This window comes from Microbacterium sp. NPDC087592 (assembly GCF_044743585.1).
GTDB lineage: Bacteria > Actinomycetota > Actinomycetes > Actinomycetales > Microbacteriaceae > Microbacterium.
This window is the reverse complement of sequence record NZ_JBIUWT010000004.1, coordinates 263,224-288,697: the sequence shown is the minus strand read 5'-3', so window position 1 is coordinate 288,697 and position 25,474 is coordinate 263,224. Positions and strand designations below refer to the sequence as shown.

At 69.4% G+C, this 25,474-nt stretch carries 23 protein-coding genes and 1 riboswitch; of the genes, 3 read left to right on the top strand and 20 right to left on the bottom strand.

Features of this window, described 5'->3' with window-relative positions:
• Positions 1–430: 430 nt before the first annotated feature.
• Complete coding sequence (locus ACIOTO_RS19615) at positions 431–1,774, top strand: CoA transferase (RefSeq protein ID WP_400859153.1); 1,344 nt, start codon at positions 431–433, stop codon at positions 1,772–1,774.
• Here ACIOTO_RS19615 and ACIOTO_RS19610 read toward each other — a convergent pair.
• Genes ACIOTO_RS19610 through ACIOTO_RS19600 form a run of 3 tightly spaced genes read right to left on the bottom strand, consistent with a single transcriptional unit; the run spans position 1,759 to position 4,876 of the window.
• Positions 1,759–2,553 (bottom strand): DUF4184 family protein, encoded by a 795-nt coding sequence (locus ACIOTO_RS19610; protein ID WP_400859151.1) that lies wholly within the window; start codon positions 2,551–2,553, stop codon positions 1,759–1,761. The genes ACIOTO_RS19615 and ACIOTO_RS19610 overlap by 16 nt on opposite strands.
• A 28-nt stretch (positions 2,554–2,581) precedes the next feature.
• Complete coding sequence (tyrS, locus tag ACIOTO_RS19605) at positions 2,582–3,883, bottom strand: tyrosine--tRNA ligase (RefSeq protein ID WP_400859149.1); 1,302 nt, start codon at positions 3,881–3,883, stop codon at positions 2,582–2,584.
• 39 nt (positions 3,884–3,922) lie between these two features.
• The gene (locus ACIOTO_RS19600) at positions 3,923–4,876 is read right to left on the bottom strand and encodes an aldo/keto reductase (RefSeq protein ID WP_400859147.1); all 954 of its coding nucleotides are present in this window, start codon (positions 4,874–4,876) and stop codon (positions 3,923–3,925) included.
• A 53-nt stretch (positions 4,877–4,929) separates the two neighbouring features.
• Between ACIOTO_RS19600 and ACIOTO_RS19595 the strand changes: the two genes are divergently transcribed.
• A complete protein-coding gene (locus ACIOTO_RS19595) occupies positions 4,930–5,286 on the top strand; it encodes a MerR family transcriptional regulator (protein WP_372466483.1) in 357 nt (118 codons plus the stop codon).
• 13 nt (positions 5,287–5,299) lie between these two features.
• Here ACIOTO_RS19595 and ACIOTO_RS19590 read toward each other — a convergent pair whose 3' ends face one another.
• A complete protein-coding gene (locus tag ACIOTO_RS19590) occupies positions 5,300–6,130 on the bottom strand; it encodes a hypothetical protein (protein WP_400859146.1) in 831 nt (276 codons plus the stop codon).
• Positions 6,127–6,771, bottom strand: coding sequence for a SatD family protein (locus ACIOTO_RS19585; RefSeq protein ID WP_400859144.1), 645 nt, complete (start codon positions 6,769–6,771; stop codon positions 6,127–6,129). Before ACIOTO_RS19585 ends, ACIOTO_RS19590 begins: the two co-directional genes overlap by 4 nt.
• A gap of 60 nt (positions 6,772–6,831) precedes the next feature.
• On the opposite strand from ACIOTO_RS19585, the gene ACIOTO_RS19580 reads away from it, so the two are divergent.
• A complete protein-coding gene (locus ACIOTO_RS19580) occupies positions 6,832–7,416 on the top strand; it encodes a DUF1349 domain-containing protein (protein WP_400859142.1) in 585 nt (194 codons plus the stop codon).
• A gap of 30 nt (positions 7,417–7,446) precedes the next feature.
• Here the strand turns inward: ACIOTO_RS19580 and argH are convergent, their stop codons facing one another.
• The 15 genes from argH to ACIOTO_RS19505 form a co-directional block, all read right to left on the bottom strand.
• Positions 7,447–8,877, bottom strand: a complete 1,431-nt coding sequence (argH, locus tag ACIOTO_RS19575) for an argininosuccinate lyase (protein WP_372466479.1) — start codon at positions 8,875–8,877, stop codon at positions 7,447–7,449.
• Positions 8,877–9,806, bottom strand: coding sequence for an ornithine carbamoyltransferase (argF, locus tag ACIOTO_RS19570; protein WP_400859140.1), 930 nt, complete (start codon positions 9,804–9,806; stop codon positions 8,877–8,879). Before argF ends, argH begins: the two co-directional genes overlap by 1 nt.
• On the bottom strand, positions 9,803–11,008 hold the full coding sequence (locus ACIOTO_RS19565) for an acetylornithine transaminase (RefSeq protein ID WP_400859138.1): 1,206 nt from the start codon (positions 11,006–11,008) through the stop codon (positions 9,803–9,805). The genes argF and ACIOTO_RS19565 overlap by 4 nt, the downstream gene beginning before the upstream one ends.
• The gene (gene argB, locus ACIOTO_RS19560; protein WP_400859136.1) at positions 11,005–11,922 is read right to left on the bottom strand and encodes an acetylglutamate kinase; all 918 of its coding nucleotides are present in this window, start codon (positions 11,920–11,922) and stop codon (positions 11,005–11,007) included. Before argB ends, ACIOTO_RS19565 begins: the two co-directional genes overlap by 4 nt.
• A complete protein-coding gene (gene argJ / locus ACIOTO_RS19555; protein ID WP_400859134.1) occupies positions 11,919–13,076 on the bottom strand; it encodes a bifunctional glutamate N-acetyltransferase/amino-acid acetyltransferase ArgJ in 1,158 nt (385 codons plus the stop codon). Before argJ ends, argB begins: the two co-directional genes overlap by 4 nt.
• Positions 13,073–14,125 carry an N-acetyl-gamma-glutamyl-phosphate reductase gene (argC, locus tag ACIOTO_RS19550; protein ID WP_400859133.1) on the bottom strand — a complete coding sequence of 351 codons (1,053 nt, stop codon included), beginning with the start codon at positions 14,123–14,125 and terminating at the stop codon, positions 13,073–13,075. Before argC ends, argJ begins: the two co-directional genes overlap by 4 nt.
• Positions 14,126–14,365: 240 nt before the next feature.
• Complete coding sequence (locus tag ACIOTO_RS19545; protein WP_400859131.1) at positions 14,366–16,516, bottom strand: bifunctional hydroxymethylpyrimidine kinase/phosphomethylpyrimidine kinase; 2,151 nt, start codon at positions 16,514–16,516, stop codon at positions 14,366–14,368.
• The gene (gene thiM, locus ACIOTO_RS19540; protein ID WP_400859129.1) at positions 16,513–17,361 is read right to left on the bottom strand and encodes a hydroxyethylthiazole kinase; all 849 of its coding nucleotides are present in this window, start codon (positions 17,359–17,361) and stop codon (positions 16,513–16,515) included. The genes ACIOTO_RS19545 and thiM overlap by 4 nt, the downstream gene beginning before the upstream one ends.
• Positions 17,352–17,445, bottom strand: a riboswitch (TPP riboswitch). (Overlaps the previous gene by 10 nt.)
• 27 nt (positions 17,446–17,472) lie before the next feature.
• Entirely contained in the window at positions 17,473–18,435 is a 963-nt protein-coding gene (locus ACIOTO_RS19535) for an NAD-dependent epimerase/dehydratase family protein (protein WP_400859127.1), read from the bottom strand.
• A gap of 77 nt (positions 18,436–18,512) precedes the next feature.
• Complete coding sequence (pheT, locus tag ACIOTO_RS19530; protein ID WP_105710840.1) at positions 18,513–21,023, bottom strand: phenylalanine--tRNA ligase subunit beta; 2,511 nt, start codon at positions 21,021–21,023, stop codon at positions 18,513–18,515.
• The gene (gene pheS, locus ACIOTO_RS19525) at positions 21,023–22,063 is read right to left on the bottom strand and encodes a phenylalanine--tRNA ligase subunit alpha (protein ID WP_105710841.1); all 1,041 of its coding nucleotides are present in this window, start codon (positions 22,061–22,063) and stop codon (positions 21,023–21,025) included. Before pheS ends, pheT begins: the two co-directional genes overlap by 1 nt.
• A 42-nt stretch (positions 22,064–22,105) precedes the next feature.
• On the bottom strand, positions 22,106–23,008 hold the full coding sequence (locus tag ACIOTO_RS19520; protein WP_029262478.1) for an amino acid ABC transporter permease: 903 nt from the start codon (positions 23,006–23,008) through the stop codon (positions 22,106–22,108).
• Positions 23,005–23,652 (bottom strand): amino acid ABC transporter permease, encoded by a 648-nt coding sequence (locus ACIOTO_RS19515; RefSeq protein WP_029262479.1) that lies wholly within the window; start codon positions 23,650–23,652, stop codon positions 23,005–23,007. Before ACIOTO_RS19515 ends, ACIOTO_RS19520 begins: the two co-directional genes overlap by 4 nt.
• An 82-nt stretch (positions 23,653–23,734) precedes the next feature.
• Positions 23,735–24,649 (bottom strand): glutamate ABC transporter substrate-binding protein, encoded by a 915-nt coding sequence (locus tag ACIOTO_RS19510; protein ID WP_029262480.1) that lies wholly within the window; start codon positions 24,647–24,649, stop codon positions 23,735–23,737.
• Positions 24,650–24,697: 48 nt separating this feature from the next.
• Entirely contained in the window at positions 24,698–25,447 is a 750-nt protein-coding gene (locus tag ACIOTO_RS19505) for an amino acid ABC transporter ATP-binding protein (RefSeq protein WP_372466466.1), read from the bottom strand.
• Positions 25,448–25,474 lie beyond the last annotated feature (27 nt).

Sequence of the window (25,474 nt, the reverse complement as noted above, 5' to 3'; positions counted from 1 at the left end):
TTTGACAAGTGCACGCTGTTGAGTTCTCAAGGATCGGATGCTCCCACGACCCAGCCATCACAGCCAGGCCCGCAGGGCAACTTCTCTATCTTACCCACCCTGTCCCGCTTGTCAAATCGGCGCGCCGTGCAGATCAGAGATCCGCAGCGCAGCTGATGACAGCCGCAGAAGAGGTGGATTCCCTATCCTAGACGCAAGCGCCTGATCTCTCAAGTGAGAGTGGATCGGGAGTGGTTCTCCGCTTGAGGGGGGTGAAGCTCTTGGCTCCTCCGCTTCCCTGTGGGGCGAACAAGTAATAAGTTACGTGGGTTCCGGGGTTCTGGCAAATCGGGGCATACAGCCCGGGCGTGTCGTTCGAGCGTTCCGCGCGCTTTACGCCGGGTCAGCCGCGGTTTCCGCCGCGTCGTGCCGCCGAGAGTACGATCTGGCCATGCTCCCACTCAACACTGACCCGGCTCCCAACGCGGGAGCTGCTCTGCTCGACCGCGTCAGGATCCTGCTCGATCTCCCCGCCACAGAGGGAACGACCGAAGCTCACGCCGCCGTAGCCCTGCCCTCTCGGCTCGCCACCGCGGAACTCGCCTGGGCCAGCGTCGCCTCTGCCCTGCTCGCCGCCGGTCGCTCGCCCGCGCTCATCGACCCGCACCGTGTGGCCACCGCCTACCGGAGCGACCGCGTGCTCTCGATCGACGGCGTCGCTCCCCCGGTGTGGTCGCCCTACTCGGGTTTCTGGCGGACTGCGGACGGATGGGTCAGGACCCATGGGAACTATCCGCATCACTCCGCCGCTCTGCGGACCGCACTCGGACTGCAGGATGACGCCGACGCCGATGCGGTCCGCGTCGCACTCGAGGAACGGACGACGGCTGACGCCGTCGCGGGGATCACCCGACTCGGCGGACTCGCCGTCGCCGTGGCCGCCGAGGACCCCGCCGCTGATCGCGCCCTCCGAGCGACGCCGCTTCTCGAGGTCCGACGCACCGACACCCCCGCACGTCGTCACTCCCGCCACTCACGTTCGACGGCGGCGCAGGATGATCGCCACCCCCTCGCCGGTATGCGCGTGCTCGACCTCACCCGCGTTATCGCCGGTCCCGTCTGCACCCGCACGCTCGCTCTCCTCGGCGCCGACGTGCTGCGCATCGATCCGCCGCACCTGCCCGAACCCGAGTGGCAGCACCTCGACACCGGGCACGGCAAGCGCTCGGCACGGTTGGATGCGCGCACCGCGCAGATGCACGACCTGCTCTCAGACGCCGATGCCGTGGTGCTCGGCTACCGTCCCGCCGCGCTGGACCGACTGGGACTTCATCCGAGTGTGCTCGCCGAACGGTATCCGGACCTGGTCGTCGCGCAACTGAGTGCCTGGGGCACGGAGCATCCCGATCGCGCCGGCTTCGACAGCCTCGTCCAGGCGGCATCCGGAATCGCGCTCATCGAGTCGCCGGACGGGGACCGCCCGGGCACGCTTCCCGCCCAGGCGCTCGACCACAGTGCCGGATACCTGCTCGCCGCCGCGGTGACGGCGCTGCTGCAACGCCGCACCGGCGAAGGCGGGTCCTGGTATGCCGGCACCTCGCTCCGCCGCATCGCCGCCGAACTTCTCGGGATGCCGCGCAGCCGGGAGCCGGAAGGGGAGGCCGAGTTCGACGTCGGCCCGCACCTCGCGCGCTTCGAGGTCGACGGCAGGTCCCTCGTCACCTCGCGACCGGCGATGACCGGCCTCGAGTTCGATGCCCCGCACCTCTGGGGGTCGGATCAGGCGATCTGGTGACGACGGCCGCGAACCGCCAGAACGACGCAGAGCACGAAGGTGATCGCACCCCAGAGCGCACATGCCGGAGGCAGCACGCGATAGGCCAGATGCTGCACGGTGAACTCCGTGTCGATGGGACCGAACGCGATGATCCCCCAGACGAGCGCAGCGACCAGGATCACCGGAAGCGAGACCCACCACGCGATGCGCACCCCCTGCGGCAGCGACTGCGCGAAATCCGCGCGCGCTTCCCGTCGACGCAGCCAGAGCAGTGCCCAGACACCGATGATGAGCAGGCCGATCACACTCGACCCGTGCTGAAGCCACTTGAATCCGGGCAGCGGACCCCACATCGCGTCGAGACCGGGGAGCAGCTGCACGCCGGCACGACCTTCATGCGTGAAGAGATCCCAGAGGATGTGCGAGGCCACGCCGATCAGGAAAGACACCGCGAGGAGCACCGGATACCAGCGCTTCTCCCCCACGCCGACGGCTCGTCGTGCGGCTTCCGCACCGCCCTCGCGCCAGTCCTCCGGGAGCCGACGCGCCAGCCACAGCGGCACGAGTTCCGGCACCGCGGGACGCAGGATCACGCGCCAGACGAGGAAGAGCACGAACGCGAGGAGTGCCGTCCACAGGATGTTGCCGAACGTGTGGGTGAACGAGTAGTTCAGCCCGACACCCCGCACGAACAGCGGCAGATCCGGCGTCATGGCGCCGATCGCGATCGCCGCGGGCACCAACGGCGTTCGGATGAACGGCAGCGCGACGAGCGCGTGACTGGGAGTGAAAGGCATCCGGCTCTGCTATCCGAAGCGCGAAGGCTCAGCCGAGGAAGACGCCGGCAAGGGTCTTCTTGCCGCGACGGAGTACGGACACTCCCCCGGGAAGGGTGCCCTGGACCGTGGCAGTCTCGTCTTCGACGCGGTTGCCGTCGAGCGTGACACCGCCCTGCGCGATCGCGCGCCTCGCCTCGGAGAGGCTGGCGACGAGCCCAGTCGCGACCAGCACGTCCACCACCGGGGTGCCGGTGGCGACGGTCGCATTCGGGAGCTCTTCCAGCGCGGTGCGGAGTGTCTGCGCGTCGAGCGCGGTCAGATCGCCCTGTCCGAACAGGGCCTCGGATGCCGCGATCACCGCCGCCGCCGCGTCGATGCCGTGCACGGTCGCCACCACTTCGAGCGCGAGACGCTTCTGGGCGGCACGACGGAACGGCTCCGTCGCCACGAGTTCGGCGTACCCCTCGATCTCCGAGCGGCTCAGGAACGTGAAGACCTTCAGGCGGTCGACGACGTCGGAATCCGCGGTGCTCAGCCAGAACTGGTACATCCGGTACGGGCTGCACATCTCGGCGTCGAGCCAGATCGCATTGCCCTCGCTCTTGCCGAACTTCGTGCCGTCGCTGTTGGTGATCAGCGGTGTGCCGATCGCATGCACGGACGAGCCCTCGGCGCGGCGGATCAGATCCGTCCCGCTGGTGAGGTTGCCCCACTGGTCGGACCCACCCGTCTGCAACACGCAGTCGTACTGGCGGTAGAGCTCGAGGTAATCCATCCCCTGCAGGATCTGGTAGCTGAACTCGGTGTAGCTGATGCCCTCGTCGGAGTTCAGCCGCGCGGCGACCGCATCCTTCTTGAGCATCGTGCCGACGCGGTAGTACTTGCCGATCTCGCGGAGGAAGTCGATCGCGCTCAGCGGCGCGGTCCAGTCGAGGTTGTTCACGATGCGTGCCGCATTCTCACCCTCGAAGCTGAGGTAGCGCTCGACCTGCGCGCGAAGCCGCCCGACCCACTCCTCGACGGTCTCGCGGGTGTTCAGCGTTCGCTCGGCAGTCGGACGCGGATCGCCGATGAGTCCGGTGGACCCGCCGACCAGACCGAGAGGCTTGTGTCCGGCGAGCTGGATGCGGCGCAGCGTCAGCAACTGCACGAGGTTGCCCAGGTGCAGGCTCGGTGCCGTCGGATCGAAGCCGCAGTAATAGGTGATGGGGTCTCCCGCGAGCAGGGCGCGCAGCGCCTCCTGGTCGGTGGACACCTGGACCAGGCCACGCCACACGAGTTCGTCCCACACGTTCTCGAACGCGGGGTCGATCGCCTGGGGTGCGGTCGTCAGATCGGGAGTTGACACGCGCTCCAGGCTATCAGCGCCGCGCACCGCCGAATCGCCTCACGCCGGCTCGTCGAGGAGAGTGATCTCCTCGACGGACAGGGAGATCGACGCCGCATCCATCGCGACATCCAGCTGATCGAGCTTGCTGCCGCCGAGGATGGGACGGATGCCTCGCGCGAGCTGCCACGCCAGCACGATCTGCCCTCGGCCGAGGTCCCGCGCCGCCGCGATCTCGGCCAGCACCGCGAGCCGACGCGCAGTCCCGGGGTGGTCGTACACCTCGGGCACGGGTTTCTCCGGGTTGTCATAGGCACCGGACAGCAGCGGGGTGTACGCCCAGATCTCGATCCCGTTCGCCCGGGCGAAGTCCCGCTGCTCGTCGCTCAGCACGCCGAACGGGTGCGCCACTCCGGGAGGAAGCGTTCCCGGACGCGTGCGCAGGTATGTGCTGTTCAACTGGAACGCGTCGAGGGGAACGCTTCCGATCTTTCTCGCGTGCGCGCGGGCGCGCTCGATGCGCCAGGCCGGGTGGTTGGAGGCGCCGACACGGCCCACCGTCCCGTCGACGGTGAGCGCCGCGAGGGCGTCCACCGTGTCCTCGATCGCGACCGTGCGGTCCTCCTGGTGCAGCCAGAGCAGGTCGATCCTGTCGACGCCCAGGCGTTCGAGGCTCCCTTCGACGGCAGCGTGGATCGCACGCGGAGAGAGACCGGCCCGGTGCTCAGGCCAGGAGCCGGGCCACAGCGGCTCGGCACCGACCTTGGTCGAGATGCGGACCTGCGCTCGTGCATCCGGACGCGCCGCCAGCCAGCGTCCGAGCACCTCTTCGGAGGCTCCCCCCTGCCCCGTCTCACTCGTCCAGAAGCTGTAGCAGTCGGCGGTGTCGATCCAGATGCCGCCACGGTCGACGAAGCGGTCGAGCAGAGCGAAAGAGGTCTCCTCGTCGACGAGCGTGCCGAATGACATCGCTCCGAGGACGAGCGGGGATGCAGGGGTGTTCCGGTTGGTCATGACTTCACTGTGCAACCTGGAGTGCACTCCAGGTCAAGTCCTATGCTCGGATCATGACGACGTACACGCCGGCGGAGACCGCGGCCCGCTCCGGATTCAGCATCGACACGCTCCGGTACTACGAGCGCGAGGGCATCCTGCCCGCGGTGTCGCGCACGGCCGGCGGGCATCGCGCGTACACCGATGCCGAGCTCGGCCTCCTGGAGTTCCTCAAGTGCCTCCGCGAGACCGGCATGCCGGTGGAACGCCTGCGTCGCTACGGCCAGCTCTGCCAGCGAGAAGACTCCATCCCGGAGCGGATAGCGCTTCTCGAAGAGCACGCGGTGACGGTCGAGAAGCAGCTCGCCGAGGTTCTCGCGCAACAGCAGCGACTCGCGGAGAAGCTGGACTGGTACCGCTCCGTGGGCTGATTCGGAACCGTCGTCAGCTGTGCGCCGCCCACCAGACGAGGAAGGCGGCGCCGAGGGCGATGACCCAGCTGACGAGACTGCCCACGAGGAAGTACTCGGCTCTGGCGCCGGTCTCACCGTCGCGGGAGATCTCCGGGAAGCGGACGATCCCCTTCGCCGCCAGCATCGCCGCGAGGATCGGGTACGCGGCGGCGAGCGTGAGGATCAGGACGAGGAGGCGTTCGAGCGGGCCGATCAGTCGCCCGCCCTGGAAGCCGGCCCGCGGATCAGGGGCGGCCGCCACCACAGGTGCCGGATCCATCGTCGGTTCTGCGAGGGCTGTCGTCGGTTCTGGGAGGGTCTGGCTCATCTCCGCGCCGACCGATGCAGCCCCGACGACGGGTGTGGCCTCGGTGACCTGCTCGGCGGGGCGCCAGGTGTGTTCGCCGTCGAGAGCGGCGCGCACCACGAGGTTCGCGGACTCGAGGAGGAACGCCGACACCCCGAGCACCAGGATCGCCAGGTCGAACGTGACCTCACCGAACGGCGAACGCAACTGCCACACCTCGCCGATGAGACCGGCCTGGGCGCGTGCGCCCATCGAGATCACGGCTCCGACGACGACGAGAGCGAGGACGACGGCGGGCCAGAAGCCGGCGCGCGACGCCCGCCCGTCGGGCATGCACCAGACCCAGAGCGCGCCGGACGCGAGCGCGGCGATCATTGGCAGGAGAGCATCGCTGACGCTGCCGAGCAGGAGCAGCACGACGGCCGCGGCCAGGTATCCGATCCAACGCCGCGGGACGAACTGCCGCACGAGGTCTGCGGCTCCGATGGCGAGCAGGGTGAATCCGGCGATGATCATGCCGGCTCTCCCTTCAGGGCGGCGAGTCCTTCGATGAGCGCGGCGGATCCGGCACGTCGCAGCGACTTCGAGACGCTCGGCTGGGAGATGCCCTCCTGCGCCGCGAGCTCCTGCTGCGAGCGGCCGACCAGGCGCCCGTAGGTGAGTCGCCGCTCGCGCGCACTCATCGCACCCACGAGCTCGTCACGCGCGAGCAGGTAGGCATTGGAGACCGCGATCGTCGACGCCATGACCTCATCCTGCCCCGGGGCTCCGACAATCCAGGTGCGCGTGCGCGGCACGGCGCGCTGCTCGCGGGAGTGCACGGTCTCGATCGCGGCCCGCGCGGCGTACCAGCCCGGCCCGTCGGCGAGCTCGCCGTGCACGGAGGCGACGGCGCGCACCTCCCCCACGCCGATGCCGAACCGGAAGGCGATCCCTTCGGGCAGTCGCAACTGGATGAGGAAGAGTGAGCGGAGCGCATCGCCGAGCTCCCGATAGACGCCCTGCTGCTCGTCTCCTACGGTGGGCGTCAACGGCTGCGCCGCCAGCGGCAGGTCGATCTCGGCCTGCGCGATGGTCTCATCCAGCACGCGCTGTGCGGCGCCGCGGTCCCCGAGTTCACGCGAGCCCACGATGTCTGCGATCACAGCGATGACCATGCGATAACCTTATCACGAATATTCTTAGTTATATGCACTATGTGGTTATGGAATGGAAATATGCCTGATTCAAGCATCATTGCCTGGTCCGAGGGAACCTGGACCCACGACCCCGCCGCCGTGGAAGACGCCGAGCACTTCGACGTCACTGCCATCGAAGGCAGCGACGCCTGGCGGCACACCGCCTACGGGTTCGTGCACGACACCGAACACGCCCTGCTCGCACCGCTCGCCGTGGGCGAGGCGATGGAGGTGTCGTTCCGGGCGCCGTGGGACGGCCAGTTCGACCAGGCGGGCATCTTCGTGCGGATCGACGACGAGCACTGGGTGAAGACCGGCGTCGAGTACGCCGACGACCACCTCGGGCTCGGCGCCGTGGTCACCGACGGAGGGTCGGACTGGTCCGTCGGCTTCGTCGACGAGTGGCTCGAGAGCGAGATCACAGTGCGCGTGAGCCGCTGGGCGGACTCCGTGATCGTGCGGGCGCGCACCGCCGAGGAGCCGTGGCGGCTCGTGCGGGTCGCTCCGTTCGACGGCCAGGCAGCGGCATCCGCCGGGCCCTTCCTCGCCGCCCCGACACGTGCGGGTCTCACCGTACGGTTCACCCGGTGGGCGCGGTCCGCGGCCGACGCCGAACTGCACTGAGCTCGACACGGCCGCCGACCGCGAGTCCGGCTACAGGCCGAGCGCGTGGGCGGCGGCCTGGGCGCGGGCGACGAGCTCGGCGCGCTGCTCCGCGACGCGGACCGGTGCGGTGCCGCCGACACCGGTCCGAGACGCGACCGAACCCTCGATCGTGAGGACCTCGCGGACCTCGGGGACGAGATGCGGGGACACCGACAACAGCAGTTCATCGGAAGCGTCTTCCAGCCCGATCCCCTCTTCTTCACACGCACGCACGAGCGCGCCGGAGATCTCGTGGGCGTCGCGGAACGGCACCCGCCGCTTCACCAGCCACTCCGCTACATCCGTCGCGAGCGAGAAGCCCTGGGGCGCCAGCGCCGCCATCCGCTCGGTGTCGAAACGCAGCGTCGCGATCATGCCGGCGAACGCGGGGAGCACCACCTCCAGGGTCTGCACCGAGTCGAAGACCGGCTCCTTGTCCTCCTGCAGATCGCGGTTGTACGCCAGCGGGAGCCCCTTGAGCGTGGCCATCAGCCCGGAGAGGTTGCCGATGAGACGGCCCGACTTGCCTCGCGCGAGCTCGGCGATGTCGGGGTTCTTCTTCTGCGGCATGATGCTCGACCCCGTCGAGTACCCGTCGTCGAGCGTGACGAAACCGAACTCGCGGGTATTCCAGAGGATGATCTCCTCGGACAGGCGCGAGATGTCGACACCCGTCATGGCCGTGATGAAGGCGAACTCCGCCACCACATCGCGGGCGGCGGTGCCGTCGAGGGAATTCTCGGCCGGGCGGTCGAGTCCGAGCTCGGTCGCCACGAGCGCGGGGTCGAGACCGAGCGTGGAACCGGCCAGCGCTCCCCCGCCGTAGGGCGAGACACCGGCACGACGACGCCAGTCCACCAGGCGTTCGAGTTCGCGCACGAGCGGCCAGCCGTGCGCCTGCAGGTGGTGGGCGAGGAGCACGGGCTGCGCATGCTGCAGGTGCGTGCGCCCGGGGAGGATGGCATCGGGGTGGGCCTCGGCCTGGGCGACCAGCGCGTCGATGACCCGCAGGATGTCACGGGCGATCACCCGCGCATGGTCGATCAGATACATGCGCACCAGCGTCGCGATCTGGTCGTTGCGGCTGCGACCGGCGCGGAGGCGCCCGCCCAGCTCCGGCCCGAGCTCGGCGATCAGCGCCTGCTCGAGCGCGCCGTGCACGTCCTCGTCGGTCGGCACCGGGCGCAGGACGCCGTCGGCGACCTTGCGGGCTACGGCATCCAGCCCCTCGTGCATCCGCCGCGCCTCATCGGGCTCGAGATATCCGGCCGCCTCGAGCGCCGTGGCATGCGCGTGGGAGCCGGCGATGTCGTACGGCGCGAGGATCCAGTCGAAGTGCGTGGAGCGGCTGAGCTCCACCAGCTCCGGCGACGGCCCGGTGGCGAAGCGGGCACCCCAGAGCGCGCCCTCGTTGGTGCCTTCGTGCGAGGAGTCGGCCATCACGCGTCCTTCTTGCCGAGCAGCCAGACCAGGAGGGCCTTCTGCGCATGCAGCCGGTTCTCGGCCTCGTCCCAGACCACACTCTGCGGCCCGTCGATCACGCTGGAGTCGACCTCGTAGCCGCGATCGGCGGGGAGGCAGTGGATGAAGATCGCCTCGGGGTCGGCGAGCGTCATCGTCTCGGGGGTGACCTTGTAGCCGCCGAGATCGCGGATGCGCGCGAGCTTCTCCTCCTCCTTGCCCATCGAGACCCAGGTGTCGGTGACGACGACGTCGGCACCGGCTGCGGCCTCGACCGGATCGGTGTAGAGCGCGATCGAACCGCCGGTCTCGGCGGCACGGCGATCGGCGTCCTCGATGACGTCGGCACGAGGGGCGTAGTCCTCGGGCGAGGCGATGCGCACGTGCATGCCGGCCGTGACACCCGCGAGCGCGTAGGAGTGCGCCATGTTGCTCTGGCCATCACCGAGGAAGGTGAGCGTGAGCCCCTTCAGTTCGCCCTTGTGCTCACGGATCGTCAGCAGGTCGGCGAGCAGCTGGCACGGGTGGAAGTCGTCCGACAGCGCGTTGATCACGGGGACGCGCGTTCCTGCCGCCATCTCCTCGAGTCCGGACTGCGCGTAGGTGCGCCACACGATGGCCGCGACCTGGCGCTCGAGCACCCGCGCAGTGTCGGACGGGGTCTCCTTGCCGCCGAGCTGGCTGCTCGCGGTCGAGATGATGAGGGGGGAGCCGCCGAGGTCGGCGATGCCCACCGCGAACGAGACGCGGGTGCGCGTGGAGGACTTGTCGAAGATCACTGCGACGGTCTGCGGGCCCGCGAGACTCTTGTCGGCCCAGCGGTCCTTCTTCAGCTCGATGGCGAGATCGAGGATCTCGGCCTGCTCGGCGGGGGTCAGGTCGTCGTCGCGCAGCAGGTGGCGGGTCATGCGGATACCTTTCCGGCAACAGAGGCCTGGACGTCGGCGAGGGAAGCCGTGAACAGCTCGCGGAACTCGGCGAGTTCGGCGTCGCCGATGGTGAGGGCGGGCGCGATGCGCACGGTCTCGGGGTTGGCGGCGTTGACGATGAGGCCGCGCTCCTGCGCAGCCGCGACCACCGCGCCGGCGACCGGAGCGGTGAGCGCGACACCGACGAGCAGACCACGTCCACGCACGCCCGCGATAAGCGGGGAGTCGAGGCCGAGGAGGATCTCCCGCAGCTCCGCCCCACGACGGGCCGCGTTCTCCACCAGGCCGGCGCTCTCGATCTCGGCGAGCACGGCGTCGGCGACAGCGGTCGCGAGCGGGTTTCCGCCGAAGGTCGAGCCGTGCGAGCCCGGGGTGAAGAGGGCGCTCGCGGCACCGTAGGTGACCAGAGCGCCGATCGGGAAGCCGCCGCCGATGCCCTTGGCGAGCGTGATCGCGTCGGGCGTGATGCCCTCGTGGCTGAACCCGAACCACTCTCCCGTGCGGCCCGCACCCGTCTGGATCTCATCCACGATCAGCAGCGCGCCGTGAGCGAGGGTCAGCGAGCGCGCGGCGGCGAGGTAGCCCTCCGGCAGCTCGACGACGCCGGCCTCACCCTGGATGGGCTCGACGATGATGGCGGCGACGCGGTCGTCCATCGCCGCCTCGAGGGCCTCGATCGTGGCGGGGATGTGCTCCACACCGGCGGGCATCGGCTCGAACGGCGCGCGCATCGACGCCTTCGCGGTGAGCGCGAGCGACCCCATCGTGCGTCCGTGGAAGCCGTTCTCGAGCGCGAGGATGCGCGTGCGCTCGGCGCCACCGTGCAGGCGGGCGAGCTTGAAGGCGGCCTCGTTGGCCTCGGCGCCCGAGTTCGAGAAGAACACCCGCCCGTCGATACCGGCACCCGCGAGACGCTTGAGCCGTGCGGCGAGTGCGAGCTGGGGCGGAGTGGCGAAGTAGTTCGACACATGGGCGAGCGTGGCTGCCTGCGTCGAGACCGCCTCCACGAAGGCCGGGTGCGCATGCCCGAGGGAGGTCACCGCGATACCCGCGAGGAAGTCGAGGTGGCGTCGGCCGTCGGCATCCCACAGATACGAGCCCTCGCCGCGGACCAGCATCGCGAGCCGGTCCCCTGCGTTGAGCACGAGATCGCGTGCCGCGTCGTCCTGCCAGACGGTCATGCCGTCACCTCATTCTTTCCCAAGACCACTTCGGTCCCGATTCCCTTGCTGGTGAAAAGTTCGACGAGCACCGAATGCGGCACTCGGCCGTCGATGATCGCTGCCGCATCGACGCCACCCTCGACCGCGTCGAGGCAGGCCCGCATCTTCGGGATCATCCCCGATTCGAGCTTCGGCAGCATCTCGATGAGGGCTTCCGACGTGAGGTGCGAGACGAGCGAGTCGCGGTTCGGCCAGTCGGCATAGAGACCCGGTACATCCGTGAGGATCACGAGCTTGCGCGCGTGCAACGACACCGCGAGAGCGGCGGCCGCAGCATCGGCGTTGACGTTGAGCGACTGACCGGGGTGATCGAGGTCGGGCGCGATGCTCGACACGACCGGGATGCGTCCGGCGGCGAGGTGATCGAGCACGGGGGTCGGATCGACCTCCACGACGTCGCCGACGCGGCCGAGGTCGACCTCTTCCCCGTCGATCACGACGCCGCGACGGCGTCCGCCGAAGAGTCCCGCATCCTCACCGCTGAGACCCGTCGCGATCGGACCGTGCGAGTTGATCTTCGACACGAGCTGCGGGTTGACCTGACCCGTGAGCACCATGCGCACGACGCTGATCGCCTCGGTGTTGGTGACGCGGTAGCCCCCCTTGAACTCGCTGGGGATCTCGAGTCGCTGCAGCATGTTCGAGATCTGCGGACCACCGCCGTGCACGACGACCGGCAGCACGCCGACGTAACGGAGGTAGGCGATGTCCTGGGCGAAGGCATCCTGCAGCTCCTCCGACACCATCGCGTTTCCGCCGTACTTGATGACGACGATCTGGTCGCGGAACTCCTTCAGCCACGGCAGCGACTCGATGAGAGTGGTGGCCTTCTGCGCGGCGACCTCGGCGGGAGTGTCCTGGATGTCGGTCATGAGGCGTATGCGCTGTTCTCGTGCACGTAATCGTGGGTGAGGTCGTTCGTGAGCACGGTGGCCGTCGAGTCCCCCACCTTGAGATCGATCACGAGGTGCGTGGCGCGCGGCGTCAGATCGACCTCTTCCCGGGGGCGATCCGGGCCGCCCTCGGTGCAGACGCGGACGCCGTTCATCCAGACGTCCACGTCGTAGGGGTCGAACTGCGCGTTCGTGGTGCCGATCGCGGCGAGCACGCGGCCCCAGTTCGGGTCGTTCCCGAAGATCGCGGCCTTGAAGAGGTTGTTGCGCGCGACGGATCGGCCGACCTCGACCGCATCCTGCTCGGACGCCGCGTGCTGCACCTCGATGGTGATGTCGTGGCTGGCGCCTTCGGCATCGCCCTGCAGCTTCACCGCAAGCTCCTGCGACAGCTCGGTCAGTGCGGCGGCGAAGTCGTCGAGGTCGGGGACGACTCCGGATGCGCCGTTGGCGAGCAGCGTGACCTGGTCGTTCGTCGACATGCACCCGTCGGAGTCGAGCCGGTCGAACGTCTGCCCCGTCGCGCGGCGCAGCACGTCGTCGGCCTGCAGCGGCTCGAGGACCGCGTCGGTCGTGATCACCACGAGCATCGTGGCGAGACCCGGTGCGAGCATGCCCGCGCCCTTCGCCATGCCGCCGATCGTCCATCCGTCACGGCTGATCACGGCGGTCTTCGCCACGGTGTCGGTGGTCATGATCGCCTGCGCGGCGGCGTCGCCCCCGTCGGCACTGAGCGCGGCGATCGCCTGCTCCGTGCCGGAGAGCACCCGCTGCCGGAAGGTCTCGTCGCCGGTGCCGATGAGTCCGGTGGAGCAGATCAGCACGTCACCGGCGCTCACTCCGAGGAGCTCGGCGGCTTTCTCGGCGGTCTGGTGCGTGGTCTGGAACCCGAAGGCCCCGGTGAAGCAGTTCGCCCCGCCGGAGTTGAGCACCACGGCCTCGACGATGCGGTCGGCGACCGCCTGCTGCGACCAGATGATCGGGTTCGCCTTGGCGCGGTTGCTCGTGAAGACGGCGGCACCGACCTTGCGCGGCCCCCGGTTGACGACGACGGCGACATCGGGCTTGCCGGTGGACTTCAGTCCTGCGGCGACACCGGCCGCCTCGAATCCTGCGGGGGCGGTGACGCTCACGGCGCGACTCCGTTCACTGAGAGGGCGCGGTTCTCGGGAAGACCCAGCGCGATGTTCATGGACTGGATGGCAGCGCCGGCGGTGCCCTTGACGAGGTTGTCGACGGCTGTGACCACCGTGACCCGGTTGGCGGCGCGATCGATCGCGAGACCGATGAGCGCGGTGTTGGCTCCGAGCACGTCGGCCGTTCGGGGGAAGCGCCCCTCCGGCAGCAACTGCACGAACGTCTCGTCGCCGTAGGCGCTCTGCCAGGCATCGCGGATCTGCGCATCGGTCGCGCCGTCGACGATCGGCGCCGTCGAGGTGGCGAGGATGCCCCGCGACATGGGGACGAGCACCGGGGTGAACGAGATGCGGATGCCCGCGGCATCCGCCCCGGACGCCGCGGCGAGCGCCTGACGGATCTCGGGGATGTGCCGGTGGGTTCCGCCGACCGCATAGGGATTCGCGGTACCGAGGATCTCGCTGCCGAGGAGGTTGGTCTTCAGGCTCTTGCCGGCTCCGGACGGGCCGACGGCCAGCACCGAGACGATGTCGGCGGGGTCGATGACTCCGGCCGCGACACCCGGGGCGAGGCTGAGACTCACCGTGGAGGCGTTGCAGCCCGGGGCAGCGATGCGCGTCGCCCCGCGGAGGTGCTCGCGTTGCTTCACTCCATCGACGAGGAGCTCGGGGACACCGTATGTCCACGGTTCGTGGAAGGTGCCGCCGTAGAACGCATCCCAGGCCGACGCCGACGTGAGTCGGTGATCGGCACCCGCGTCGATCACGAGCGGCGCGTCGCCCAGGGCGTCGGTGTACTGCCCCGACTGCCCGTGCGGAAGCGCGAGGAACACGATGTCGTGACCTGCGAGGATCTCCGGCGTCGTGTCCTCCAGGGTGAGGTGCGCGAGTGAACGCAGATGCGGCTGGTGGTCGACGAGAGGCTGTCCGGCGTTCGAATGCGCCGTGACGGTGCGGATCTCCATGTCGGGATGGTCGGCCAGGAGGCGTAGGATCTCGCCGCCTGCGTAGCCGGATGCGCCGGAGACGGCGACGGAATACGTCATGCTTCTACCTTAACGGTCGGGTCCTTCCTCGAAAGGAGGACCGGGGGCGGGGCCGGAGGCGGCGACACCGGCTCTCGACCGCCGCGCGGGCGCAGGCAGGAGGGCGGGGTCGCCTACAGTCGGCGGCCGCGGCGTCGGCGCACAGCGATGACGCTCGGAGCGAGCGTCGAAGAAGCGGTGGCGGCCGAAGGCATGTCGCGACAGTAGCGCGGCCCCGGCAGCCACCGCAAATCCGGACCGTCATGTGGCCGGCGGCGACTCCAGCGGAGCGGCGAAGAAGGCGAGCTCGTGCTCACTCGATGACACGAATGCCCGCCGCATCCGCGCCCTGGTATCGGCGTCCGCCGCCGCAGCGGCGGCGGTCGCGTGCTCGATCGCCGTCCGGGTCGCCTCCTCGAACGCGGGGTCGGCATATGTCGCGAGCCAGGACGCGTAGGGATGTTGCGGATCGGTCGCGTATTCACCGAACTCTCCCGCGTGCAGACGCCGACCGAGATCCGTGTAGAGCCAGAAGCACGGGAGTACCGCGGCGACGATCTCGGCGTAGTCACCGGCGAAGGCGACGGACCGCAGGTGGTCGAGGTATGCCGTCGTTACCGCGGAGGGCTCCGCCGCGAACGTCGCCGCGCTCACACCCTGCGACGGGGTCAGCCAGGACGCGTGCAGTTCGAGCTCGCCGACGATCGAACCGTGGGCGGAGTCCGCCCAGAACGCCTGCTCGGCCGAGGTCGGCGCGAGGCGGGCGGCTTCGGCCAGCACGCGGGCATAGTCGCGCAGATACAGCGCGTCCTGGGCGAGGTACGACAGGAACGGCGCGCGCTCGAGAGAGCCGTCGGCGAGCGCGCGGATGAACGGCAGCTCGTCGATCCCCGCGCGGATACCGGCGATCTCCTGCCACCAGTCCGCGGCGATGTCGGTCGACCCCGGTCGCGTCGCCGTGCCACCACGCTCCCAGAGGCCGGCGAAGTGGCTGATCGGGCCGTGTCCGCGCCCCACGCGCAGCCCGTCCCCCGCGCGGAGGGACTCGCGGAGCCAGGCGCGTGCCGCGCGTACCGCCTCCTCGGGATCACTCCCCTGTGCCAGCAGCGTGGCCAGGGCCGAAGAGAGCGAGCAGCCCGTGCCGTGCGTGCTCGACGTCACGATGCGCGGGCCGGTGAACTCCTGGCGAAGGCCGCGACGCGTGTCGACCAGCGCATCCGGAGCTTCGTCGCCGGTGAGATGACCGCCCTTGACGAGCACGGCGGCACCGATCTCGGCCGACAGCTCCTCGGCGGCGGTGATGCCGTCGGCCCAATCGACGATGTCACGACCGGTCAGCACCGCGAGCTCGGCGAGATTCGGGGTGACCAGCGTCGCGCGACCGAGCAGACTCCGCAGCTCCGCCTCGGCATCCGGAGAGAGGAGCCTGTCCCCCGACGTCGCGACCATGACCGGGTCGAGCACGACGACGGGCGGACGCACCCGATCGAGCCACTCGCCCACCGCGCGGATCACCTCCGTCTCGGCCAGCATCCCGATCTTCACCGCATCGATCACGACGTCGTCCGACACCGCGTCGAGCTGGGCACGGAGGAAGTCCGCCGGCGGCACATGCACCGCCCGGACACCCTGCGTGTTCTGCGCCGTCAGCGCGGTGAGGACGGCCATGCCGTAGCCGCCGTTCGCGGCGATGGACTTGAGGTCGGCCTGGATACCCGCCCCTCCCGAAGGATCACTCCCCGCGATGCTGAGCACCCGTGGCACCGACCCCGCGAGCCAGCGTCGCCGGAACTCCCGGGCGGTCGCGGCGGGATCCTCGGCCGCACACAGCGCCGAGGCCACGGCGAGCCCGGCGGAACCGGCATCGCGAAGCGCCTCGGTGTCGTCGATGCCGACGCCGCCGATCGCCACGCACGGGAGCGGGCTGCGCCTCACGAAGTCACGGAACCCTTCCACGCCGAGGGGGTCGGGGTGATCCCGCTTGGTCGAGGTCGGACGGATCACCCCGACGCCGAGATAGTCGACGGTTCCGGCGGGCAACGCGAGAACCGCGTCGAGGTGCGCCGCACTGTTCGCGGTGAGGCCGATCAGCGCATCCGGCCCGAGAGCCTCGCGCGCCTGCAGCACCGACGCGTCCCCCTGACCCAGGTGCACGCCGTCGACGCGTGCACCGCGGGCGCGGGCGGCGATCGCGGCATCCAGTCGGTCGTTCACCACGAGCAGCGCACGACCGTCGATCGCCTGCGACAGTGCAAGCAGCTGCTCGGCCGTCTCGGCATCGGACGCGGTCTTGTCGCGGAGCTGCACGATGCGCACGCCCCCGTCGACGGCACGGCGGACGGTATCGACGACGCCGCGGTCGCCGCAGAGCGTGGGATCGGTGACCAGGTAGAGGGAGAGGTCGGCGTTCACAGCGCACCCGCCTGCACACGGGCGTCCGCGATCACGTCGGCGGGGCCCACGGAGGCGAGGGCGTCCAACAGCGCCACGGCGAAGCTGCCGGGGCCGGTCGAGATCGTGGCGGCGCGCTCGGCCGCGATCGTGTACACGAGGCTCGCGGCGGCGACGGCCGTGAGGGCATCGTGTCCGGTATTGCGCGCGGTACCCAGGAATGCGGCCATCACGGCCCCGAGAGCGCAGCCCCCGCCGGTGACCCTGGTCAGCAGCTCGTGCCCGTTCGCGAGGCGCAACACCCGCTCCCCGTCGGTGACGAGGTCGACCGGACCGGACACCGCGATCACGCCACCGGTCCGTCGCGCGAGAGCAGCAGCCGCGTCGGCTGCGGCATCCGTGCTGTCCGTGGCATCCACTCCCCGACCGCCGGCGCTGAGCCCGGCGAGCGCGAGGATCTCCGAGGCGTTACCGCGGATCGCCGTCGGACGCTGCCCCGCCAGCTGATGCGCGAGCGCGGTGCGGATCGGCAGGGCCCCGATCGCGACCGGATCGAGCACCCACGGTGTTCCGGCGGTCGCAGCCCCGGCGACAGCCTCGAGACTCGCCGCGCGCTGCTCAGGAGTGGGCGTTCCCAGGTTGATCAGCACACCGGACGCGACACCGGCGAACATCTCGGCCTCTCCGACGATGTCGACCATGGCCGGGGCAGCCCCCAGGGCGAGCAGCACGTTGGCGGTGAACCCGGCGACGACCGTGTTGGTGATGCAGTGCGTCAGTGGGGGCGTCTCGCGCAGCACCCCCCACAGGGCGGCGGCGGCGCCGGGCAGATCGGTGATGGAATCAGGACGCAGAAGATCGCTCATCGCGACATCCCTTCGCTAGTACGAACTAGATCAGGTTCGACGGGTCTGTTCTCAGCCGCGGATGCGGCACCCCGTGTCACTGCTCAGAGTCTAGCGATCGGCCAGGAACGTCTAACGATCGGCCAGGAGCGTCAATTCCTCCGCGCGGGCGAGTCCGGCACGACGGTCGCGGTCGACCCCGCGCGCCCGCTCATCGGCGACGACGGTACGGACGGTGTCGGTCAGCGGCCGCAGCCGACCACCTCCATCGCGGTACGCGCTGTTAGACCGGGTCATGAAGCCCGTCATCCCCGGGGGCAGCCACAGCGGCAGGGATCTGGGCCCCGCCCAGTGCTGGACCCCGTGTGCGACGAGCCAGTCCTCCTCGGCGACCACGATCTCGCCGGTATGACCCGCGGCGGTCCGGATCTCGCGCAATACCTCGTCGAAGGGCTGCGCGTCGCCGATGGCGTTGACCGGCCCGCTCACGGTCGCCGCGACGATGGATTCGGCGAGATCGTCCACGTCGATCACCTGGGCGCTCTTCCCCTCGAGCGGCGGCGACAGGACCGGTTCCCCACCCGCCCGCGCGAACGCCGCTGCCCAGTAACCGAATCGATCGCTGGGGTCGCCTTCGCCGACGATGAGTCCCGGTCGCACGATGAGCGCACGATCGCCCAGGGTGCCCACGGCGTCCTCGGCCGCAGCCTTCTGCGCCCCGTACTCGTACTCGTCACCGGGGCGGGCGGACGGATGCCGCGGTGCCGACTCGTCCGCACCGACCGTCTCGTCGTCGGAGTAGACCGACAGGGAAGACACGTAGGTCCACCGCGCGACACGCTCGCCGAGGGCAGCGACGGCCGCCTCGACCTGCGACGCCTGCGACGAGATATCCACCACGTGATCCCAGTCCCGCCGGGTGAGCGCGGTGTACGCCGCGGGATCGTCGCGGTCTCCACGTACGAGCTCGGCACCGTCGGACGCAGGCCTCGCCCCGCGAGCGAGACATGTCACCGTGGCCCCCGCATCCAGCCATCGGCGGGCGATGCGCCCGGAGAGCCAGCCCGTTCCACCGAGGATCAACACGTCCGTCATGGACCCATGTCACCAGGAACGCGGCACCCGCGGAAGCCCTTCCGCTCAGAGCAGATCAGGGCCTCCGCGGAGACGACTCAGTCGCGCAGTGCGGCTCCGAAGCGCTGGGCCGCGACCTCCACACCGGCGAGCTTGGCCTCGGTGGCCTCGGCTGCCGTGAGCGTGCGGTCGTCGGCGCGGAAGCGCAATGCGAAGGTCAAGCTCTTCGAGCCTTCCGGCACACCTTCGCCGCGGTAGTCGTCCACCAGTCGCACCGATTCGAGCAGCGCCCCCGCGCCCTCGGCGAGTGCGGCCTGCACGTCGGCGGCCGGTACGTCCGCGGGGAGCGTGAGCGAGACGTCCTGCGTCGCCGCGGGGAACGTCGACAGCGATGCCGCGACGACCCGACCGCCCGCGAGCGTCAGGATGCGGTCGAGGTCGATTTCGAACACCGTCGCGCGCCCGGGCAGATCCGCCCCCTCAGCCACCGTGGGGTGCAGCTCGCCGACATAGCCGACCTCTTCGCCGGCGACGCGCAGCGACCCGGTGCGTCCCGGGTGGAGAGCTGCACGCTCAGCCTGGACCACGTCGATCTCGACTCCGGCTGCTGCCGCGATCACACGGACCGCGTCCAGCGCCTCGGTCAGGCCAGCGGCCTCGGCGGGGCGTCCGGGCTGACGCGGCGCAACGTGGCCCGTCAGCAGCGCCGAGACGAACCGGTGCTGCGGCGGGATCGAGGCGTTCAGTGCCGCGAGCGTCGCATCGGACGGGCGCTCACCCAGCGGCGGCACCTCGTCGGTGCCGTACTCGACACCCGGCTCCGGGAGGAACACGGCACCCGTCTCGAAGATCGCCAGGTCGGTGAGTCCGCGCGAGATGTTGCGGTGCGCGGTCTGCAGCAGGCCAGGGATGAGCGAGCGGCGCAGGAACGGCGCCTGCCCGTCGAGCGGGTTCGCCAGGCGGATGCTCGGCAGGTGCTCTCCCGAGGCGGAGCCGTGGAGGTCGTTCTGCACCTCGGTCGTGAACGGGAACGACGGTGTCTCGACCAGGCCGGCGGCGGCCAGCGCGTCGGCCACGCGGCGGCGTCCCTGCTGGTGCGCTGTGAGCCCGCGGCCGGACGGCGGCGTCGGCAGCACCGAGGGGATGCGGTCGAGTCCGTGGATGCGGGCGACCTCCTCGGCGAGCGTCCACTTGTCGGTGAGGTCGGGGCGCCAGGTCGGCGGGATCACGGTCCATCCGGATCCGCCTTCGGAAGCGGTGACGTCGGCACCGATGGTGGTCAGCGCGCCGGTGATCTCGTCGTCGGTGTAGTCGACGCCGATGAGCCCCTGCACGAAGCCGGCCGGCAGCTCGATCGCTTCGACGAAGACCTCGGCGAACAGTGCACCGCCCTCTTCGGTCAGCGTGCCCCCGGCGAGCTCGACCATCAGGTCGGCTGCACGGCGCGCGGCGACGAACGGGATGAGCGGGTCCACACCGCGCTCGAAGCGCTTGGAGGCCTCACTCGGCAGCTTGTGTCGACGCGCGGTGCGGGCGATCGTGATCGGGTCGAAGTTCGCCGCCTCGATGAGCACGTTGCGCGTGGTTTCGCTCATCTCGGTCGTTCCGCCGCCCATGACGCCGGCGAGGCCGATCGGGCCGGACCCGTCGGTGATGAGCAGGTCTTCGACGTGCAGCGCGCGCTCGACGCCGTCGAGGGTGGTCATCTTCTCGCCGGGGGTGGCGCGGCGGACCGTGATGCCGCCCGCGAGCTTGTCGAGGTCGTAGCCGTGCAGCGGCTGCCCCAGTTCGAGCATCACGTAGTTGGTGATGTCGATCAGGATGCCCAGCGAGCGCATGCCCGCGAGGCTGAGCCGCGCGATCATCCACGGCGGAGTCGGACGTGAGGGGTCGACGCCGCGCACGACGCGGGTCACGAACTCGCTCGCGCCGACGCGGCCACGCACGGGGGCGACGTCATCGACCACGGTCGTGTGTCCGGTGCCGGGCTGAAGCTCGGCGAAGTCGCGCTCCGCCGGGTCGCGGAAGGCCGCCCCTGTGGCGTGCGCGTACTCGCGGGCGACGCCGCGCAGGGAGAACGCGTAGCCGCGGTCGGGGGTGACGTTGATCTCGACCGCGACGTCGTCGAGGCCCAGCAGCGCGATCGCGTCGGCGCCGACGGGCGCGTCGATGCCGAGGTCGGAGAGCACGACGATGCCGTTGTGCTCGTCGCCCAGGCCCAGTTCGCGCGCCGAGGCGATCATGCCGTCGGAGACGTGACCGTAGGTCTTGCGGGCGGCGATCGGGAACGGCCCCGGCAGCACGGCGCCGGGGAGGGTGACTACGACCTTGTCGCCGGCGACGAAGTTGTGCGCACCGCAGACGATCCCGCGGATGCCGCCGTTCGCCTCGCCCACGTCGACCTGGCACCAGTTGATGGTCTTGCCGTTGGACTGCGGCTCGGCCTCGATCGAGACGACCTGCCCGACGACGACGGGACCGGAGATCTCGAACCGATGCACGTCCTCCTCTTCGAAGCCGACGGTCACCAGTGCCGCGAGGACATCCTCGGGCGTGGCATCCGCTGCCAGATCGACGTACTCACGCAACCACGAAAGCGGGACGCGCATCACACCACCATCCCGAACTGCTCGCTGAAACGGACATCACCCTCGGCCATGTCGCGCATGTCCTGCACATCGCTGCGGAACATCAGTCCCCGCTCGATGCCCATGCCGAACGCGAAGCCGCTGTACACCTCGGGGTCGATCCCGGCCGCGCGCAGCACGTTCGGGTTGACCATGCCACAACCGCCCCACTCGATCCAGCGCGCGCCGCCCTTGAAGGTCGGGTGCCACAGGTCGAGCTCGGCGGAGGGCTCGGTGAAGGGGAAGTAGTTGGTGCGGAAGCGCGTCTCGGCCTCGGGGCCGAACAGCTGCTTCGCGAAGTGGTCGAGCGTGCCCTTGAGGTGCGCCATCGTGATGCCCTTGTCGATCACGAGGCCCTCGAACTGGGTGAACACCGGCAGGTGCGTGGCGTCGAACTCGTCGGTGCGGTACACGCGCCCCGGGCACAGCACGTAGATCGGCACGTCGCGGTCGAGCATCGAGCGCACCTGCACCGGGCTCGTGTGCGTTCGCATGACGAGGTGGCGCGAGGTCGGGTCGACGTAGAACGTGTCCTGCTCCTGGCGGGCAGGGTGGTCGACGTCGAAGTTCAGGGCGTCGAAGTTGAACCACTCGTGCTCGAGCTCCGGTCCCTCCGCGATCTCCCAGCCCATGCCGACGAAGATGTCGCAGACCTGGTCCTGGAGCAGCGTGAGCGGGTGCCGGGCGCCGACCCGCGTGCGCGAGGGCACCGCCGTGATGTCGACGCGCTCGGACTCGAGACGCGCAGCGACCTCGGCTGCGGCCAGCTCGGCCTCCTTGGCGGCGAGCGCCTGCGTCACCTGCCCGCGCCCCTGCCCCACGAGCTTGCCGAACGCGGCCTTGTTCTCGGGGGCGACCTGGCGCATCGAGGCGTTCAAGACCGCGAGCGGCGAACCCTCCGCGACGTGTGCGGCGCGAGCCGCCTTCAGCTCGGCGGTGTCGGCGGCTGCGGCGATCGCCGAGAGGGCGTCGGCGACAGCGGCTTCGACCGCTTCCGGGGTGATTTCAGGAGACTCTGACACGAGAATCGAGTCTACCGGGGGCGCGTGGGTCCCTTTCGCTGATCAGCGCGTCGGCTCGGCCCCGTCCCCCTGCAGCACGATGAGCGAGGTGTTCGTCTCGCCGCCGTGCTGACGGGGATCGGGCACTGCGGGTCCGGCCTTCGGCGAGCGCTTGGCGCGACGCTGCAGGCGGTAGGCGACGTAGGAGAGCAGGAGACACACGGCGACGTACATCGATCCGCCGATGATCGCGGCGGGGATCAACGGGGAGCCGTAGGGCGCCTGGTTGCCGATCTGGTTGATCACGTAGAGGAGTTCCTGGTACGTGATGATGAACCCGAGCGCCGTGTCCTTCAGCGCGACGACGAGCTGCGCGATGATCACGGGCATCATGGCCCGCACGGCCTGCGGGATCAGGATGAAGTACATCACCCCGGTCTTGCGCAGTCCGATCGCGTATCCCGCCTCGGACTGTCCGCGGGGCAGCGACTCGATGCCGGCCCGCAGCACCTCGGCGAGCACCGACCCGTTGTAGACGATGAGCGCGATCACGACCGCCCAGTAGGGCGGCATCTTCACGCCGAGCACGGGCAGGCCGTAGTACAGCAGCATCATCAGCACGAGGACGGGCACGGCCCGCAGCACCTCGATGATCCAGCGGACCGGCTCACGCACCCAGGCATGCTCCGAGAGGCGACCGATGCCGAGGACGAAGCCGAGGATGATCGAGCCGACTCCGGCGGCACCGAAGGCCGCCAGCGTGGCCAGCAGTCCTTCACCGAAACGGACCCAGACGGCGGAGAACGTGAAGATGTTCCACTTCTCGGCGGTGAACTGCCCGGTGGCGAACAGCCGCCACACGACCCAGCCGAGCACGGCGAGGACGACGAGCACCGTCGCGACTCCGATGAGGCGGTTGCGGGCGATGGCACGGGGGCCGGGGACGTCGAACAGGACGGAACTCATCGCGCGATCCTCCACTTGTTCTCTAGCGTTCGCTGCACCCAGGCGAGCAGCAGCACCAGGACCACGAAGATGACCATGACCCACAGCAGAACGACGAGCGCGTTCTCGCCGCGCTCGCTGAGTGCCGCGCGGATGGTGCCGAGGTTGACGACCGAGAAGCCGGCCGCCACCGTGGTGTTCTTCATGAGGGCGATGAGGACGCTCATCATCGGCGGGACCACCGAGCGCGTGGCCTGCGGCAGGACGACGTAGCGCATGACCTGACCGAAGTTGAGACCGATCGCTCGCGCTGCCTCGGCCTGCCCGACCGGCACCGTGTTGATGCCGGCGCGCAGAGCCTCGGCGACGTAGGTCGCGGTGTAGAGCCCGAGTGCGATGACTGCGAGCAGCAGGGAGTTGACCCGCTCGCCGAGAAGGATCGGCAGGCAGAACGCGAAGAAGAACATCACGAGGGTGAGCGGGGTGTTACGGATCCAGTTCACGTAAATGCCCCCGACTGCGCGGGCGATCGGCACCGGGGACACCCGTGCCGCTCCCACGATCAGTCCCAGCACCAGGGCGATGAGGCCGCCGCCCAGGAACAGCACGATCGTTCCCCACAGTGCTTCACCCCAGAGATCGAGGTGGTCGCTGATGACTCCCACGGCTGCTCCTGTCGATTCGTGTTCTCGCGATGGCCCTGCTGACGGATGGGGGCGGCCGATGGTGTCGGCCACCCCCATGCGATCAACCGATCGGGTCGACCTCAGGCTGCGTCGCCTTGACGCCGGAGGCACCGAGGTTGTTGTCGAAGATCTGCTGCCAGATGTCGCCACCGTCGGTCAGCTGGGTGTTGAAGTACTCGGCCAGCGCGTCATCGCCCTTGGCGAGTCCGATGCCGTAGCGCTCCTCGCTGAACGGCTCGCCGACGACCTTCAGCTTCTCCGGGTCCTGCGCCGCGTAACCGATGAGGATCGCCTCGTCGGTGGTGACGGCGTCGACCTGCCCGTTCTTGAGGTCCTCGACGCACTTCGAGTACGTGTCGTACTCCTTGGTCGGGACGTCGGGGTAGTTCTCCTTGATGTTCTGGATCGGCGTCGAGCCGGTCGCCGAGCACACCGTGGTCGAGTCGCTCAGGTCGTCGACGCTCGCGATATCGCTGTCGGCTCCGACCAGGAGGCCCTGTCCGGTCAGGAAGTACGGACCGGCGAAGGAGATCTGCTCCTTGCGCTTGTCGGTGATCGAGTAGGTGCCGACGTAGTAGTCGATGTCGCCGTTCACGATCGCCTGCTCGCGGTTCGCCGAGGCGATCGCCGTGAACTCGATCGTCTCCGGGTCGACGCCGAGCGATGCCGCCATCCAGCGGGCGATGTCGACGTCGAAACCGGTGCGGTCGCCGGTCACCGGGTCGAGGTAGCCGAGACCGGGCTGGTCTTCCTTCACGCCGACCTTGATCGTGCCGGAGGACGAGATCCGATCGAACGTCGGGCTCCCGTCGATGCTGACATCCTCGAGGACCGTCCACGGCGTGCCGGAGGTCTCCTCCTCGCCGCCGTCTTCCGGGGCTCCCGAGCTCGACGGCGTGCCGCTGTTGCAGGCCGTGAGCGCGAGCAGTGCCACCGCTGCGATTCCGATGCCTGCCAGTGTCCGTGTGCGTCGCATGTGCGTCTCCTTCGTGTGCTGTGTGTGCAGGGTCTGTGTGGTCGGGCGTCAGTGCGTGAGGAGCTTCGAGAGGAAGTCCTTGGCACGGTCGCTCTTCGGGTGCGTGAAGAACTCCTCCGGAGTCGCCTCCTCCACGATCCGCCCGTCGGCCATGAAGACGACACGGTCGGCCGCCTTCCGAGCGAAGCCCATCTCGTGCGTGACGACGATCATGGTCATTCCCTCGTGAGCCAGCTCGACCATCACATCGAGGACCTCGTTGATCATCTCGGGGTCGAGCGCGCTGGTCGGCTCGTCGAAGAGCATCACCTTGGGCTGCATCGCGAGCGCCCGAGCGATCGCCACACGCTGCTGCTGGCCGCCGGAGAGCTGCGCGGGAAGCTTGGATGCCTGCTGTGCGACGCCGACGCGCTCGAGCAGGATCATCGCCTCTTTCTCGGCATCCGCCTTCTTGAGGCCCCGGACCTTCATCGGTCCCAGGGTCACGTTCTCGAGGATCGTCAGGTGGGCGAACAGGTTGAACGACTGGAACACCATGCCGACGTCCGCACGGAGGTGTGCGAGGCCCTTGCCCTCGGCGGGGAGCTCCTTGCCGTCGATGCGGATCGTGCCGCTGGTGATCGTCTCGAGTCGGTTGATCGTGCGACACAGGGTCGACTTGCCGGACCCGGACGGGCCGATCACGACGACGACCTCTCCCGAGTTGACCGTGAGGTCGATGTCGGCGAGAGCTTGGAAATCTCCGTAGTGCTTCTGGACGTTCTCGACCACGACGAGGGGTGTATCAGAGGTCATCATTTCTCCAAACTAGCCACGTCGGACGCG